Annotated in this window: 13 protein-coding genes; 8 read left to right on the forward strand and 5 right to left on the reverse strand. The window is 66.9% G+C overall.

The window, feature by feature from the left end:
• Positions 1-41: 41 nt before the first annotated feature.
• Genes ASF14_RS20075 through ASF14_RS20085 form a run of 3 tightly spaced genes read right to left on the reverse strand, consistent with a single transcriptional unit; the run spans position 42 to position 2250 of the window.
• Positions 42-1592 (reverse strand): tryptophan halogenase family protein, encoded by a 1551-nt coding sequence (locus ASF14_RS20075; protein ID WP_236697169.1) that lies wholly within the window; start codon positions 1590-1592, stop codon positions 42-44.
• On the reverse strand, positions 1562-2017 hold the full coding sequence (locus ASF14_RS20080; protein WP_056439609.1) for a hypothetical protein: 456 nt from the start codon (positions 2015-2017) through the stop codon (positions 1562-1564). The genes ASF14_RS20075 and ASF14_RS20080 overlap by 31 nt, the downstream gene beginning before the upstream one ends.
• A complete protein-coding gene (locus tag ASF14_RS20085; RefSeq protein ID WP_056439612.1) occupies positions 2017-2250 on the reverse strand; it encodes a type II toxin-antitoxin system Phd/YefM family antitoxin in 234 nt (77 codons plus the stop codon). Before ASF14_RS20085 ends, ASF14_RS20080 begins: the two co-directional genes overlap by 1 nt.
• A 179-nt stretch (positions 2251-2429) precedes the next feature.
• Between ASF14_RS20085 and ASF14_RS20090 the strand changes: the two genes are divergently transcribed.
• Positions 2430-3791: a cation:proton antiporter gene (locus ASF14_RS20090; RefSeq protein ID WP_056439615.1), complete on the forward strand. Its 1362-nt coding sequence runs from the start codon at positions 2430-2432 to the stop codon at positions 3789-3791.
• A 118-nt stretch (positions 3792-3909) separates the two neighbouring features.
• On the opposite strand, the gene ASF14_RS20095 is transcribed toward ASF14_RS20090, so the two are convergent.
• The gene (locus tag ASF14_RS20095; protein WP_168371584.1) at positions 3910-4587 is read right to left on the reverse strand and encodes an Npun_F0296 family exosortase-dependent surface protein; all 678 of its coding nucleotides are present in this window, start codon (positions 4585-4587) and stop codon (positions 3910-3912) included.
• 310 nt (positions 4588-4897) lie between these two features.
• On the opposite strand from ASF14_RS20095, the gene ASF14_RS20100 reads away from it, so the two are divergent.
• The 7 genes from ASF14_RS20100 to ASF14_RS20130 all read left to right on the forward strand — a co-directional run bounded on the left by ASF14_RS20100 (position 4898) and on the right by ASF14_RS20130 (position 14031).
• Positions 4898-5533 carry a tetratricopeptide repeat protein gene (locus ASF14_RS20100; RefSeq protein WP_056439622.1) on the forward strand — a complete coding sequence of 212 codons (636 nt, stop codon included), beginning with the start codon at positions 4898-4900 and terminating at the stop codon, positions 5531-5533.
• Between the two features lie 322 nt (positions 5534-5855).
• Positions 5856-8372, forward strand: a complete 2517-nt coding sequence (locus ASF14_RS20105) for a glycoside hydrolase family 9 protein (RefSeq protein ID WP_056439624.1) — start codon at positions 5856-5858, stop codon at positions 8370-8372.
• A 105-nt stretch (positions 8373-8477) separates the two neighbouring features.
• Positions 8478-8930, forward strand: a complete 453-nt coding sequence (locus tag ASF14_RS20110) for a MarR family winged helix-turn-helix transcriptional regulator (RefSeq protein WP_056439627.1) — start codon at positions 8478-8480, stop codon at positions 8928-8930.
• A complete protein-coding gene (locus tag ASF14_RS20115) occupies positions 8927-10330 on the forward strand; it encodes an efflux transporter outer membrane subunit (protein WP_056439631.1) in 1404 nt (467 codons plus the stop codon). The genes ASF14_RS20110 and ASF14_RS20115 overlap by 4 nt, the downstream gene beginning before the upstream one ends.
• Complete coding sequence (locus ASF14_RS20120; protein ID WP_056439634.1) at positions 10327-11511, forward strand: efflux RND transporter periplasmic adaptor subunit; 1185 nt, start codon at positions 10327-10329, stop codon at positions 11509-11511. Before ASF14_RS20115 ends, ASF14_RS20120 begins: the two co-directional genes overlap by 4 nt.
• On the forward strand, positions 11511-13070 hold the full coding sequence (locus ASF14_RS20125) for a DHA2 family efflux MFS transporter permease subunit (protein ID WP_056439637.1): 1560 nt from the start codon (positions 11511-11513) through the stop codon (positions 13068-13070). Before ASF14_RS20120 ends, ASF14_RS20125 begins: the two co-directional genes overlap by 1 nt.
• 160 nt (positions 13071-13230) lie before the next feature.
• Positions 13231-14031 (forward strand): ThuA domain-containing protein, encoded by an 801-nt coding sequence (locus ASF14_RS20130; protein ID WP_056439639.1) that lies wholly within the window; start codon positions 13231-13233, stop codon positions 14029-14031.
• Here the strand turns inward: ASF14_RS20130 and ASF14_RS20135 are convergent, their stop codons facing one another.
• The gene (locus tag ASF14_RS20135; RefSeq protein ID WP_082442389.1) at positions 14032-15432 is read right to left on the reverse strand and encodes an L-serine ammonia-lyase; all 1401 of its coding nucleotides are present in this window, start codon (positions 15430-15432) and stop codon (positions 14032-14034) included.
• Between the last annotated feature and the right edge of the window lie 43 nt (positions 15433-15475).

The raw sequence follows: 15475 nt of genomic DNA on the forward strand, positions 1-15475 counted from the left end.
GGGGAGGGGCTCGCCTTGGTTCAATGTAACGTCATCCTGCTCTAGCCCCGCATCGCCGCGACCAACTCACCATGACTCGGCAGGTCCGCCACGGCGCGGTCGCCGAACATCTGGAGCTTGCGGAACAGCCGCTCCGCCTCGCCGGACGCGCCGGTCGGGCGACCTTCACCATCGGCAAAGCCCATGCCGTAGAGGATATACTGATAGTTGAAATGGGCGAAGCTTTCGACATCCAGCGTAAAGTCGAACCGCCCCGGCGGCCGGTAACGCCATTGCTCCAGCAAGTCCCGTAGCCGGTCGGAGATCGTCCCGGCAGCGCCATTGTCACACCAGAACGGCTCGTCCCGGCTGCTCAGGCAATAGTGCAGCTTGAGAAAGTCGACGATCGTCCGATACCGTGCGGTCATCAGCGTATTGAAGCGCGCGGCGGGTGCCGCGATCGGCCCGCGATGCGGGAACAGCTCGGCCAGCATGGCGACGGCCGCTTCGATCAGGACGATGCCGGTCGACTCCAGCGGCTCCAGAAAGCCCCCGGCCAATCCGATCGCGACGCAATTGCCGATCCAGGGCCGCTGGCGATACCCCGGCTCGAAGGTCAGCAAACGCGGCTCCAGCCTGTGGGGATCTTGTCCCAGATAGGCGGCGAGCGTCGCAATCGCGGCCTCGTCATCCATATGCGCGTCGGAATATACCGTCCCGATCCCCCGCCCCTCGGCCAGCCCGATATCCCAGGTCCAACCCGCCCGATGCGCGGTGGCGATGGTCATGGTCGGCAGGGCGTGGCTGCGCTCCGCATCATAGGGCAGGCGACAGGCGAGTGCGCGATTGGTGAACAACTGGTCGCGCACTGGCAGCAGAGGCTCCCCCAGCGCACCGGAGATGAGTTCGGCCCGCTGCCCGGTGCAGTCGATATAGAGGTCGGCGGTCAGCATGCCCTGACGGTCGGTGACGACGTGCGCGATCAGCCCGTCCGCGCCCACCTCCGCGCTGGTCAGCCTGCCCTCCAGATGCCGCACGCCCAGGCTCATGGCATGGTCGGCCAGCAGAGCGACCAGCCGATGCGCATCGAAGTGATAGGCATAGCTGAGCGGCCCGTCGAACGCCCCTTCCCCCGCCTGTTTCGGCCCCCGCCCGGCGGCGGCGACGCGGTGCTGGATCGTCACCGCCTCGGCAAAGGGCGCACGGGCCGCCGGGTCCTGCGCCAGCCAGTGCGCGACGAGATCGACGCCATCCGCCTGGAAGGGCGGCTCGAACGGATGGACATAGCGGTGGCGCCTGCCCCCGTCCGGGGCGTGCCGCCAGTCGTCGAAGCGGATGCCCTGCTTGAAGGTCGCACCCGCCGTGCGGATGAAATGCGCCTCGTCGATCCCCAGGAAGCGCAGGGTCGAGCGCATCGTCGGGAACGCCCCCTCACCCACCCCGATCGCGCCGATCGCCGGGTCCTCCAGCACGGTGATGCGGGTCGCAGGCCCCAGAAAGCGGGCGAGATAGGCGGCGGTCAACCAGCCCGCCGTGCCGCCGCCGACGATCAGGATCGACCTGGCCTGCCCCTCCACCACGCTCATATCCTCACGAACAGGTTGCGGAACCATTGCGAACCGCCCTTCGTCGCCTGCCGCCAGTCTTCGCCCATATCATCGGGCACGAAACCCCAGGGGCAGAACAGCTTCGGCCGCCCGACCTTATAGGCCGCGACATGCCGCGTGACGAGCGTCAAGCCATGGACCAGCGCCGTCGCCACCAGCAGCGCATCGCGCGTCTGCGCATAGCCCAGTGCCGACGACCGTCGTACCACCGCGACATCGACCGCCAGAATACGCCCCTCGAACGCGGGCAGGACCTGCTCGGTGATCCAGTCGTCGGCGTCCTTGTTTCCCTGAAGGTCGAGCAAGGTCACCGCCGACAGGAACAATTCGTGACGCGGCACGCCCGAGGCCCAGTCGACCAGCCCCGGATCGGCCTGTCCCCGCCGCGCGCCGCGCAGTTCGGCCACGACGCTGGCATCGAGCAGATACATCAGCGCGTCCGGTTCCAGTCGCGCGGCGGCGGCGCCTCGCCGGGCATCGCATCGGGTTGTGCAAGCAGGTCGACGATCGTCTCGGTCTGGCGCGCCAATTGCCGGAAGGCCTCGACGCCGAGCAGGACGTGAGTGGGGCGTCCGCGATCGGTGATGAACACCGGCTCGATTCGGGCCAACCGCTTGGCGCGGCTGACATCCTGGTTGAACTCGCGGCTGGTCAGCGTCTTCATCCGCCCCTCGAATATGTAGGTACGTACCTACCTTGTAGCGGCAAGAACACAGTTTGCCAGTGGCCGGGCACAATCGCTTCCCCTCCAGCGAAATCCCGTTGCAACGCCCCGCGACTTGGCGTCGCTATCGCCTGGGCCGGACCGCGCAAGGCCGGACGCGAGGGGGGATGCGAAGACCGATGAACGACGCGATCGACAGTTTCTGGAAGACCTTTGGCGGCATCCTGTCACCGCATGGCCCGGCCAGCGCCGGGGCGGCCGCCACCTATGTGCCCGGCGACTATAGCATCCATTTTTTCCTGCAATTGGCGGTGATCCTGTTCGCCTGTCGCGTCGTCAGCTGGGCCGGACAGCGGTTCCTGGGCCAGCCGCCGGTGGTGGGCGAGATGATCGCCGGGGTCGTGCTCGGCCCGTCGCTGCTCGGCCTGTTCTTTCCCGACCTGCAGGCGGCGATCTTTCCCAAGGAAACCCGCAACGTCCTTTATGCGGGCGCGCAGCTCGGCGTGGCGCTGTACATGTTCCTGGTCGGGCTGACACTCCGCCTCGATCATTTCCAGTCCAAGGCGCGCAGTGCCATGGCGGTATCGGCCTCGGGCGTGATCGCGCCGTTCCTGATCGCGGTGGCGATCACTCCCCTGCTGCTCAAGGTGCCCGGCCTGTTCACCGCCGGGATCAGCCAGGCCAATGCCACGCTGTTCCTGGGCGCCTGTATCGCGCTGACCGCCTTTCCGATGCTGGCGCGGATCATCAACGAACGGGGGCTGGCGGACAGCCCGCTCGGCACCTTGTCGCTGGCGGCGGGCGCGTTCGACGACGCCGCCTCCTGGTGCGTACTGGCGATCGTGCTGGCGACCTTCGGCGGCGGCAGCGGGGTGGCGATCCTCGCGATCGGCGGGGCCTTTATCTATGTCGGATTCCTGATCTTGTTCGGCCGCCGTCTGCTGGCGCCGCTGGGCCGGGCGGTCGAGGCGCGGGGCGAGATGAGCACGACCGTGCTGGCGATCACGCTGATGGCCTTCTGCCTGTCCGCCTTCATCATGGACGCGATCGGCGTGCATGGCATTTTCGGCGGCTTCATCCTGGGCGTTTTCATGCCGCGCGGCCTGTTCGTCAGCGAGTTGAAGAAGAAGGTCGAGCCGCTGGCCGTCGTCCTGCTGTTGCCGATGTTCTTCACCTATTCGGGGCTGAACACGCGGATGGACATGGTCAACTCGCTGCCGCTGCTGCTGATCGCGCTCGGCATCCTGGCCGCGTCGATTGCTGCCAAGTTCGGCGCCTGCTATCTGGCGGCCCGCGCCTGTGGCGAGGACAATCGCACGGCGATGGGGATCGGCGCGCTGATGAACTCGCGCGGGCTGATGGAACTGATCATCATCAATATCGGGCTGCAAAAGGGAATTATCGGCCCCACCCTGTTCTCTATGCTGGTGTTGATGGCGATCGTGACCACGATGATGGCCAGCCCGCTGTTCGAATATGTCTATGGCCGCAAAGCGCGGGTGCTGGGCGAGATGGAAACGCTGAACGGCGCCGCCGCCTGACCCGGCGGGGCCGGCCTTTCACCGTCTTCTGTAGCGGACACAAAAAAGGGCGGCCCTAGGCCGCCCTTTTCGTTTCCCCGGTCGATCCTGTCGGACCGACCAGCTGGAATGCCTGAGATCAGGCGGTCTTCTTGCGGCGGCGACGCGACGCGGCGATCAGGCCGCCGATCCCTGCGCCGAACAGGGTCAGCGTGGCGGGCTCGGGGACCGAGGTCGGCTTGCCGCCGAAGAAGGTGACATTGTCCAGTTCGAACGCGGTATCACCCGAGGAGAAGCGCAGGCCCGCAATGCGCTCACCCGTCAGGCTATCGAGCGTATAGGTGACGTAGCGGTTCAGGCTCGGATCGTTGTAATAGGTGCCCGGAACGTCGGCGGTCGGCGAAATGACGTCCAGGCCCGTGATCGTCTTCAGGACGTTACCGGCGGCGCCGAGCACTTCCAGCGTGTTGAACGAGTCGATCGAACCCCAATAGAGACCGAAGCCGTCATAGCTATAGTCCTTGGTGCGCAACTCGGCCGTCTTGCCGCCATTGACCATCAGATACTGGGTCGTATCGCCCATCGGCCGGCTATAGCCATTGGCCGAGCCGGTCGTCAGGACGGCGGTGCCCGACAGCGAGAAGCCCGACGAATAGGTGGTGTTGCCGTTCGTGCCGTCGAAGTCGATCAGGACCGAGGGATTGGTCGGCACGACATTGCCCGGCGTCGAGGACAGCGTGCCCGCATGGGCGGCCGTCGCGATCAGCGCGCCAGCCATGACACCCGCCATCGCCATCATCTTCGTCACAGCCGCCATCATCAAACTCCCTGTTACGCCGCGCACCCGATCATGTGTCGGAACGGGTGATCCCGTCTCGGTCGCACATTCACCATCGGGCGATATTCCCGTTGCATTTTGGGCGACTCATCTGCCCTGTTCCCCCACTCTATCGATATCGACGCCGATGTCGCGTCCGGTAAACTCCGGTATGATCCCGTTCTGGGGCAGCGGCTTGGCGCGACCTGTTTCAGGACAAGACGGGTTCCGCGCGGTCCGTGCGCCCTTTACGCTGTGTCAGGACATACCGGGCGATAGGGTCCGGCGACATAATCAGCAGGGATGAATCGTGAAACGCCGCAAGCTCCTCGTCATCGCAGGCATCCTGCTCGTCCTGGTCGTCCTGGCCTTTATCGCCAGTGCCCTGCTGCGGCGTCCGGCGGAGAAGGCCGCTCAGGCCCCGGTCTTTGTCGAGCGGCCCATGGCGGCCCCCGATCCCGCCACGGCGCAGGCCGCCGCCAGCAAGGCGCCGGGTAGCGCCGCCGCGCAGAAGGAACTGGGCGACGCGCTGCTCGCCAAGCGCCGGTTCGACGAGGCCGCGACCGCCTATCGTGCGTCGCTGGCGATCGATCCCAACCAGGCGAACGCCTGGTCGGCGCTGGGTGAGACGGTCATGCAGACCACGAAGGCGCAGGGCATCGAACTGCCCGCCGAGGCGCAGAACGCCTTCCGCAAGGCCATCGCGATCGACCCGCGCGATGCGCGCGCACGCTTCTATTTCGCGATGGAAAAGGATCTGAAGGGCCAGCATGACGAGGCGATCGGCGAGTGGCTCCAGCTGCTGCGCGAAGTGCCCGCCGGTTCCGATGCCGACGAGTCGATCCGCTCCGCCCTCGCCGCCTCGATCAAGCGCAATATCCAGCTGATCAAGCAGGCCGCCGACGAAGCGGGCCGGGTCCAGCCGCGCTATACATCGCAGAAGTAACGCTCCTTCTGCCACTTTCGGGACGGCGCGGACGGCAAGAGCGGTCCGCGCCGTTTCCATATCCGCATCAAGCATGTGAGCGGTACACAAGCAACGCAAATTGCACCCCCGACCGCTTGCCAACCCCATCCGCCCTTCAAAAGTTGATCCAGAACAAAGCGCCATTTTTTCGTTGTTTAATCGAAAAAGCTGGCACAGATTGCGTCCAAGGCGAAAGCGGAAACCGCGTCGCCCCGCGTTTTGGACAAGGCGTCGGTTTCATTCAGTTCGCCGCCCTGGCCATGATCAAAAATGATAGCGCTATCTATATCGAGGAGGGGTTATGCTGAAACACATGGGTGTCGCCTTGCTGGCATCGGCAAGCATCATGGCGTCCTGCGCCGTGCAGGCACAGACACCGGTCACGACGCAAGGCACGGCACCGGCGCTGTCCGTCACCCCGGCCGAGACGCTGGAGCGGCAGGGCCTGACCGTGATGGTCGACCAGAACCAGTTCAGCCCCATCTTCTTCGACGAGAAGAATGCCGGTATCCAGATCGTCCTGCATGGCGAGCGGATCGCCACCGACGGCGCGATACGCCTGAACCCCACGCCCGAGCAATGGGACCCCGTCCCGGCCTTTGTCAGCCGGGCACGCGGAACCGAGCCCAACCAGATCGTCGTCCGCTCCGCCTATAAGGACCAGAATCTCGCCTATCGGGTGAAGGTGACGGCGGAAGGCGACGGGTTTCGCATCGCCGTCGACCTCGATCAGCCGCTGCCCGCCGCGCTGGCGGGTAAGGCCGGTTTCAACCTCGATTTCCTGCCGACCAGCTATTTCGGCAAGACCTATCTGATGGATACCGCGCCGGGCCTGTTCCCACGCCATCCTACCGGCCCGATGGCCAAGGACGGATCGGGCGATCCGACGCCTTTGGCCTCGGGCGGCAAGTCGATCACCCTGTCGCCCGAAGACCCGCTGACCCGCGTGACGATCACGTCGGATGCGGGCGGGCTGGCGCTCTATGATGCGCGCAACCGGGCGCAGAATGGCTGGTTCGTCGTCCGCTCGCTGATCGCGGCGGGGGCAAAGGAGAATGCCGTGGTCTGGCATGTCCGCCCCAATGTCGTGAAGGACTGGGTACGCCCGCCGGTCGTCTCGTTCAACCAAGCGGGTTATACGCCCGGCCGCGCTAAGGTCGCGCTGATCGAAACCGATCCGCACGGGACCGCGCCGGGCGAGGCGGAACTGGTCCGACTGGCCGCAGACGGCACGCGCCAATCCGTCCTGCGTGCCGCCGTGACCCCGCGCGGGCGCTGGATGCGGTATAATTACGCCGCCTTCGACTTCTCGCAGGTGCGCGAGCCCGGCATCTATGCGATCGCCTATGGCGGTCAGGTGACGAACCCGTTCCGTATCGCCGCCGACGCCTATGACCGCATCTGGCAGACCTCGCTCGACACCTTCATCGCCGAGCAGATGGATCATGTCGGCATTCGCGAACAATACCGCGTCTGGTCCGCCCCCTCGCATCTCGACGATGCCCGCCAGGCGCCGCCCAACCATGTCCATTTCGACGGCTACAAGATGGGCCCCAACCTCGACTCGCCGTTCAAGCCGGGCGAGCATATCCCCGGCCTGAATGTCGGCGGCTTTCAGGATGCGGGCGATTACGACATCCAGACACCGCAAAATGCGCAGGTGGTCCGCGACCTGGCCTGGGGACGCGAGCTTTACGGCCTCGACTGGGACGAAACGAGCGTGGACGAGGCCGCCCGCGCGGTGGAGATCCGCAAGCCCGACGGCAAGCAGGACTCGGTGCAGCAGATCCGCCACGGCGTCCTGCAACTGCTCGCCCAGTACAAGGTGTTCGGCCATGCCATCGTCGGCATCATCGATCCGGTGCAGCGCCAATATGCCCATCTGGGCGATGCGGGGTCGCAGACCGACAATCTGACCTATGACGCCTCGCTCGGCATCAGCGAGCGCAAGGGTGGATCGTCGGGCGCGCAGGACGATCGCTGGGCCTTCACCACCGATCTGCCCGCTAACAATCTGGCGGTCGCGGGCGCCCTCGCCGCCGCGTCCCGCGCACTGGCGGACAGCGATCCGACGATGGCGGCCGAGGCCTGGGACGCGGCCAAGGTCCTGTGGGGACGCTATCAGAAGGGGCCCATCAAGTCGGGCGACGGGCGCGACGATTCCGGCACGCCATGGTCGGCGGACGGCGCCAATGTCGGCGCTACCGTCGAGATGCTGATCACCAGCAAGGGCGAGCGTGTCTATGCCGACCGCCTGCGCGCGCTGATGCCCGTCATCACCAAGAACTTCGCCTGGGTCCGCGCCTCGGCGGTACGCGCCCTTCCGTTCATGGATGCCAAGTACCGCGCCGCCTTGGTCCCGCTGGTCCGCCAGACCAAGGTCAAGATGGATGAAGAGGCCGCCAAGAACCCCTTCGGCGTACCGATCAGCGAAGGCGGCTGGGCCGGATCGCATCAGGTCGTCGAGTTCGGCTCGACCGCCTTCCTGATGCACAAGGCTTTCCCGGAAATCATCGGCACCGACTATACGCTGAACGCCATCGACTATGTGCTGGGGCGGCATCCGGCGAACAATCTGTCGCTCGTCTCGACGGTGGGCACCGCGTCCAAGCTGATCGGCTATGGCCACAACCGCGCCGATTACGGCTTCATCCCCGGCGGTCTAGTGCCGGGCGTGCTGATCGTGAAGCCCGACTTTCCTGAACTTAAGACCGAATGGCCGTTCCTGTGGTTCGAGAACGAATACACGGTCGCGACCACCTCGGCCTATATCCTCGCCGCCAATGCCGCGATCGAGGCGACGAAGGAAACGCGCTGAATGCCTCACGGGGCGGGCCGCCCGGCCCGCCCCGAACTTCATGAATTTCATGTCATCTTCGCAACGAGAATTGACTGCCCAGGCAATCATTGCCATGGCAGCAATATGACATCCGATACGCCTGATCCCTTCGATCCCGAACGCTCGGTGGGGTATCTCACGAAGCGTGTGTACCAGCTTGCCCGGATCGGTCTGGAGCCGGTCTTCGCCGATGAAGAAGTCACCCATGTCCAGTGGAGCGCGTTGATGGCGCTGCACCATGGCGTGGGCGGCACGGCGGCGGAGCTGGCCCGCCATCTCTGCCACGACACCGGCGCGACGACGCGGATCGTCGACACGCTGGAAGAGCGCGGCCTGATCGAACGCTGCCGCTGTACCGAGGATCGCCGTGTCGTTCGCCTGTCGCTGACCGAGGCGGGGCGCGAAGTCACCGCCCGTTGCAAGGTCAAGGTCATCGGACAGTGGAACGAATGGCTGGCCGACTGGTCGCCCGAAGAGGTCGAGCGCTTTGTCGGCGACCTGCTGCGCCTGCGCAACAAGCTGGAGACGGTGGCATGAAGCGGTTCGCCTTTCTGACCGGGCTGCTGCTGGCGGGCTGTTCGGTGCCGCAGGCGCATCCCGCCATCACGGCCACCTCGCCCGAGACGCTGGGATTGGGCGATGCACAGGCCCCGCTGGTCGCCGCCGACTGGTGGCGGGGCTTGGGCGATGCGCAGCTCGACCGGATCGTCGGCGACGCGCTGAGCGGCAATCCCTCGCTCGACATCGCGCTGGCCCGGTTGCGGCAGGCGGAGTCGGTGCTCGCCACCCGCCGCGCCGATGACGGACCCTCGGTGACGCTCGACGCGCAGGAGCAATATAACCGGCTGTCCGGCCGCTACATCATCCCGCCCCCTTATGCGGGGACGACCCAGTGGCTTGGTCAGGCGCAGGCCAATCTGAACTGGACCATCGACCTGTTCGGGCGACAGGCCGCCGCGATCGACGCCGCCCGCGCCTCCACCCGTGCCGCCGCGCTCGACGTGACGGCGGCGCGGCTGGCGTTGGCCGGGTCGGTCGCGCAGACCTATGTCGAACTGGCCCGGGCCGAGCGGCAGGCGGCGATCGCGCGCCAGACGATCGCGACCCGCACCCGCTCGCTGGGGCTGATCCAGACACGCATCCGGCACCAGCTGGCCAGCCAGATCGACGCATCCGGCGCGCAGACCCTTCTCGCCCAGGCACGGGTGGCACTGGCCCGCGCCGAGACGCAGGCCGCGCTGTCGCGCAACGCCCTGGCGGCGTTGGCCGGACGCGGGCTGGACTATCCCGCGACCATCGCGCCGACGAAGCTCGCCTTCGATGCCGCTTTGCCCATCCCCGCCACCGTGCCCGCCGACCTGCTGTCCCGTCGCCCCGACATCGCCGCCGCGCTCGCCCGGATCGATGCCGCGAGCAAGGGACAGGAGGTCGCGCGCAAGGCGTTCCTGCCCAATATCAACCTGACCGCGCTGGCCGGTTTCCAGGCGGTCGGCCTGGGCAATTTGTTCACCGCCGATGCGGCGACGGCGGCGGCGGGCCCGGCGATCCATCTGCCGATCTTCGACAGCGGACGGCTGCGCGCCGGGTTGGCGGGCGCGACCGCCGCGCTCGACCTGGCGACCGCCGACTATAACAACCGCGTCGTCGGCGCGGTGCGCGAGGCGGCCGATGCCGTCACGCGCAGCCGTACCGTCGCCACCGAGCGCGCGCGCCAGGCCGAGGTGACGCGCGGCCTGTCCGAAACCCGCCGCCTGAACGCGATCCGCGTGTCGAGCGGGCTGCAATCGCAACTTGGCCTGATCGATCCCGACATCCGTCAGCTGGAGTCGGATCAGGCCGACGCCAATCTCGCCGCCGACGCCGTCCAGGCGCGCATCGCGCTGGCCGTCGCCCTTGGGGGCGGCTTCTCCTCTTCTTCGCAGGGTATCACGCAATGAGCGACACCGAAGCCGCCCCCCCCTCCCCCGCCGCTCCGACGACCCAGGCGCCGACCGGCGGCAAGCCCAAGGCGCGCCGCCTGGGCCTGACCATCCTGATCGTCGTGGTGGTGATCGCCGCCATCGTCTGGGCGGTGTTCCACTTCCTGCTTGCCAAGCCCGAGGAAGAGACCGACGACGCCTATGTCGCGGGTGACGTGGTGGCGATCACCGCGCGCGATCCGGGGCAGGTGCTGGCCATCCATGCCGACAACACCCAGACGGTGAAGGCAGGCCAGCCGCTGATCGATCTCGATCCCGCGACGGCCGATGTCGGCCTCGCCTCCGCCGCCGCCGAGCTGGCCCGCGCGGTGCGCGCGACCCGCGCCGACTTCACCAAGGTGAACCAGAGCGGCGCCGCCATCGTCCAGGCCCAGGCCGAGCTGACCCGCGCCCGCGCCGACTATGTGCGTCGCCAGGGCGCCGCCGCCGAGGGCGCGGTCTCGGGCGAGGAACTGTCCCATGCCGCCGACGCGGTGAAGGTCGCCAATGCGAACCTCGCCCTTGCCCGCGCCCAGGCGGCGCAGGCACGGACTGCCGTGCAGGGCACCGATGTCGGCACCAACCCCGCCGTGATGGCCGCCATCGCCGCCTATCGCCGCGCCGCCATCATGCGCGGCCATATGCACGTCGTCGCGCCAATCAGCGGCGTCGTCGCCCAGCGTACGGTACAGGTCGGCCAGCAGGTCGCGGCGGGTACGCCGTTGATGGCCGTGGTGCCGCTCGACCGGCTGTGGGTCGACGCCAATTTCCGCGAAACCCAGCTCAAGGACCTGCGCATCGGCCAGCCCGCGACGATCACCGCCGATATTTACGGCGGCAAGACCGTCTATCACGGCAAGGTCATCGGCCTGGGTGCAGGCAGCGGCAACGCCTTCGCGCTGCTGCCGCCGCAGAATGCCAGCGGCAACTGGATCAAGATCGTCCAGCGCGTGCCGGTGCGCATCGGCCTGAACGCCGATGAGTTGCGCCAGAACCCGTTGCGGGTCGGCCTGTCGGCGACGGTCACGGTCGATACCGCCGACCAGCGCGGGCCGCGTATCGGTTCGGCCGCGACCCAGGTCGACAGCACCAGCGGCACCGATGGCAAGGACCCGGCGATCGAGGCGCGCATCGCACAGATCATCGCGGCCAATCGCTGATGGCCGGGGCCTCCGCTCAAGGTGGCGCGGGGGCATCCCCGGCGCCGCTGAAAGGCCCGGCGCTAGCGCTCGTCGCCTTTGCGCTGGCGCTGGGCACCTTCATGCAGGTGCTCGACTCGACCATCGCCAACGTCTCGCTTCCCACCATCGCGGGCAATCTGGGCGTCAGTTCGGACAACTCGACCTGGGTCGTCACCGCCTTTGCCGTCGCGAACGGCGTGGCGGTGCCGCTGACCGGCTGGTTGATGGGCAAGTTCGGGGTGGTGCGGACCTTCTGCGTCTCGGTCTTCCTGTTCACCATCGCGTCGTTCCTGTGCGGCATCGCCTGGAACCTGTCCTCGCTGATCGGCTTCCGCATCCTTCAGGGCGCGGTATCGGGGCCGATGATCCCGGGCAGTCAGGCGCTGCTGATCTCGATCTTCCCGCCGCAAAAGCGGTCCACCGCACTCGGCATCTGGTCGATGACCACGCTGGTCGCGCCGATCATGGGGCCGATCCTGGGCGGATACATCTCCGACAATTACCACTGGAGCTGGATTTTCCTCATCAACGTCCCCGTAGGTCTGTTCTGCGCGGGCGTGTGCTGGCGCGGGCTGTCGAGCCGCGAAACCCCGACCCGCAACCTGCCGATCGACAAGGTGGGGCTGATCATGCTGGTCGTCTGGGTCGGTGCGCTTCAGATGATGCTGGACCTGGGCAAGAATGACGACTGGTTCAACTCGACCCGGATCGTTGTGATGACGGTGATCGCCGTCGTCGGCTTTATCGCCTGGCTGATCTGGGAGCTGACCGACGCCAATCCGGCGGTCGACCTGTCGCTGTTCAAGGGCCGCAATTTCAGCATCGGGACGCTCGCCTTCTGCCTGGGCTATGCTGTGTTCTTCGCCAACACCCTGCTGCTGCCGCTCTGGCTCCAGACGCAGCTGGGCTATACCGCGACCTGGGCGGGCCTGGTTGCCGCGCCGAGCGGGGCGGTGGCGGTGGTGCTGACCCCCATCGTCGCGCGACTGTCGGGCAAGGTCGATGCGCGGATCATGGCGACCATCGCCTTTGCCGCCTTCGGTCTCTCCTATTGGATGCGCTCGGGCCTGAATACGCAGGCGGGTTTCAGCGACTTCGTGCTGCCGCTGATGGTGCAGGGCATTGCGATGAGCACCTTCTTCCTCGCCATGCTGACCATCGCGCTGGACGGCGTGCCGCAGGCGCGCATCCCCTCGGCGACCGGCATCTCGAACTTTGCGCGCATCACGGCGGGCAGCTTCGCCGCCTCGCTGACCACGACCATGTGGGACCGGCGCGAGGCAATGCATCAGGCCCATCTGTCCGAGGCGATCGGCCAAGGCCCGGTGTGGCAGATGGCGAAGAACGGCCTGAATCATCTGGGCCTGACCGACGTCCAGGCCGCCGCCGCCGTCACGCGGCAGATGGTGGGCCAGGCCTATCTGCTGGCATCGACCGACATCTTCTATGTGTCGGCGTGGTTATGCATCGTGCTGGCGGGACTGACCTGGTTCACCCGGCGGCCCAAGCCGCATGACGGCCCCATCGCGGCGGATTGATAACGATCCTCCCCGGTCCGGGGAGGTGGCAGGCCGTCAGGCCTGACGGAGGGGGGCTTCCTCAAGGGACGACCTTCGCGGCGATCCCCCTCCACCAGCTTCGCTGGTCCCCCTCCCCGTGCCGGGGAGGATTTGCTACGCTCCCCCAAAAGGGAGACGGATGATGCTGAAAACGCTGATGATGATGGCGCTGGTCGCCGTGACGCAGGCGCCGTCCGACCCGCATCTGCCGCCCAGGGTCGTCGACACCGTCGCCCCCACCCTGCCCGCCGGGCTTAGCCACGGCGTGCTGATCGTCTCCAAGACCAATGGCTGGCGGCATTTCGAGCATATCCCGCATTCCAACGCAGTCCTGGCCGCCATCGCCAAGCAACTGCACCGCCCCAGCTTCACCACCGAAAATGCCGCCGTCTTCAACGACGATCAGCTGTCCCGTTTCTCCGTGGTGGTCCTGAACAGCGCCAGCGGCGACTTCCTGACGCCCGAGCAGCAGGCCGCCTTTGCCCGTTTCGTCGCACGCGGCGGGGGCGTGGTCGCGCTCCACGCGGCGGGTGACAACAGTCACAAGGCGCCCTGGTATGTCGACACAATCATCGGCACGACCTTCACCGGCCATCCGAACGGCGACGACCATATCCAGCCCGCCCGCGTCGACATCGTGCAGCCCCGCCATCCGATCATGGCAGGCGTACGGACGCCGTGGACCCCGCGCGACGAATGGTACAGTTTCGACAGCAACCCCGCGACGCACGGCATGACCATCCTGGCGCAGGTGGATGAGGCCAGCTACCGTCCCGGCGAGACGCTGCGCATGGGGGCAGCGCATCCCGTCATGTGGATCAACCCTCGTAGCAAGGGCCGGGTCTTCTATTCCGCACTGGGGCATGAGCCACAGCTGTACGACGATCCCGATTACCGCCGCATCCTGACCAACGCGGTACGCTGGGCGGCGGGGAAGTAATCAGCACTCGACGACGTTGACCGCCAGACCGCCGAGGCTGGTTTCCTTATATTGCGACTTCATGTCCTCGCCGGTCTGGCGCATCGTCTCGATCACCTGGTCCAGGCTGACGATGTGCTTGCCGTCACCGTGCAGTGCCAGATAGGCGGCGTTGATCGCCTTGATCGCACCCATGGTGTTGCGCTCGATGCACGGGATCTGGACCAGCCCGCCGATCGGGTCGCAGGTCAGCCCCAGATTATGCTCCATGCCGATCTCGGCGGCATTCTCGACCTGCGCCGGCGAGCCGCCCAAGGCCGCCGCCAGCCCCGCCGCCGCCATCGAGCAGGCGACGCCGACCTCGCCCTGGCACCCCATCTCGGCGGCCGAGATCGACGCCCGCTTCTTGTAGAGCATCCCCACCGCCGCCGCCGTCAGCAACAGCGTACGCACCCCGTCGCGCGTCGCGCCATGGACGAAGGTTTCGTAATAACGCAGCACCGCCGGAATGACGCCTGCCGCGCCATTGGTCGGCGCGGTCACGACCCGGCCGCCCGCCGCATTCTCTTCGTTCACCGCCAGCGCCCAGAGGCTGACCCATTCGAACACCAGGCTGGGATCGGTGCGCGGTCCCCGGTCTAGCAGCTTCTGCCGGATCGCCTGCGCGCGGCGCTGAACCTTCAACCCGCCCGGCAGGATGCCTGAGGCGGCGCAGCCCCGCTCGATCGAGGCGCACATGGCGTCGCGCACCCGGTCCAGGAACGCGTCGGTATCGGCGTCCTCGCGCCATGCGGCCTCGTTGGCGCGAACGATCTGGGCGATGGACAGCCCGGTTTCGTCGGTCCGTTCCAGCAATTCGGCGCCCGAGGCGAAGGGATGCGCCAGCCGCCGGTTGGTCCGCATCGGCTCGGCCCCCTCCATCCGGATCGCGCCGCCGCCGATCGAATAGAAGCGGCGGACGACCGAACTGCCATCGGGCAGGAAGGCGGTGAAGACCATGCCATTGGGATGCGCGGGCAGGAAGCCGGGCCGGAACAGCAGGTCCTGTTCGGGATCGAAGGGCAATGGGTGGCGTCCGTCGAGCATCAACTGCCGCGTCTCATGGATCCTCCCGAGCAAGCCATCGATGGCATCGGGATCGACCCGTTCGGGCGTCTCGCCCGCCAGGCCCAGCAGCACCGCCCGGTCGCTATGGTGCCCGCGCCCGGTCAGCGAGAGCGATCCGAACAGCTCGGCCTGCACCCGGTCGGGGATCAGACCGGTGTCGAGCATCTCGACCGCGAATGCCTTGGCCGCGCGCATCGGGCCGACCGTGTGCGAGCTGGAGGGGCCGATGCCGATCGTGAACAGCTCGGTCACGCTGACCGCAGCGATACTGTCCTCGCTGCGCGGCGTACCCACGGGAATGGCGGAGAGCGTCAAGATCGTTCCAATTGTTACGGCTTTTGCCTCGTCTAGCGCACTC

Source organism: Sphingomonas sp. Leaf257, from assembly GCF_001422185.1.
GTDB lineage: Bacteria > Pseudomonadota > Alphaproteobacteria > Sphingomonadales > Sphingomonadaceae > Sphingomonas > Sphingomonas yabuuchiae.

What these genes read in the sequence shown, in the direction of transcription:
- ASF14_RS20115 (WP_056439631.1), top strand. Translation starts at nt 8,927, where the DNA reads ATGAAGCGGTTCGCCTTTCTGACCGGGCTGCTGCTGGCGGGCTGTTCG.
- ASF14_RS20120 (WP_056439634.1), top strand. Translation starts at nt 10,327, where the DNA reads ATGAGCGACACCGAAGCCGCCCCCCCCTCCCCCGCCGCTCCGACGACC.
- ASF14_RS20090 (WP_056439615.1), top strand. Translation starts at nt 2,430, where the DNA reads ATGAACGACGCGATCGACAGTTTCTGGAAGACCTTTGGCGGCATCCTG.
- ASF14_RS20130 (WP_056439639.1), top strand. Translation starts at nt 13,231, where the DNA reads ATGATGCTGAAAACGCTGATGATGATGGCGCTGGTCGCCGTGACGCAG.
- ASF14_RS20075 (WP_236697169.1), bottom strand. Translation starts at nt 1,592, where the DNA reads ATGGTTCCGCAACCTGTTCGTGAGGATATGAGCGTGGTGGAGGGGCAG.
- ASF14_RS20095 (WP_168371584.1), bottom strand. Translation starts at nt 4,587, where the DNA reads ATGGCGGCTGTGACGAAGATGATGGCGATGGCGGGTGTCATGGCTGGC.
- ASF14_RS20085 (WP_056439612.1), bottom strand. Translation starts at nt 2,250, where the DNA reads ATGAAGACGCTGACCAGCCGCGAGTTCAACCAGGATGTCAGCCGCGCC.
- ASF14_RS20105 (WP_056439624.1), top strand. Translation starts at nt 5,856, where the DNA reads ATGCTGAAACACATGGGTGTCGCCTTGCTGGCATCGGCAAGCATCATG.
- ASF14_RS20110 (WP_056439627.1), top strand. Translation starts at nt 8,478, where the DNA reads ATGACATCCGATACGCCTGATCCCTTCGATCCCGAACGCTCGGTGGGG.
- ASF14_RS20080 (WP_056439609.1), bottom strand. Translation starts at nt 2,017, where the DNA reads ATGTATCTGCTCGATGCCAGCGTCGTGGCCGAACTGCGCGGCGCGCGG.
- ASF14_RS20125 (WP_056439637.1), top strand. Translation starts at nt 11,511, where the DNA reads ATGGCCGGGGCCTCCGCTCAAGGTGGCGCGGGGGCATCCCCGGCGCCG.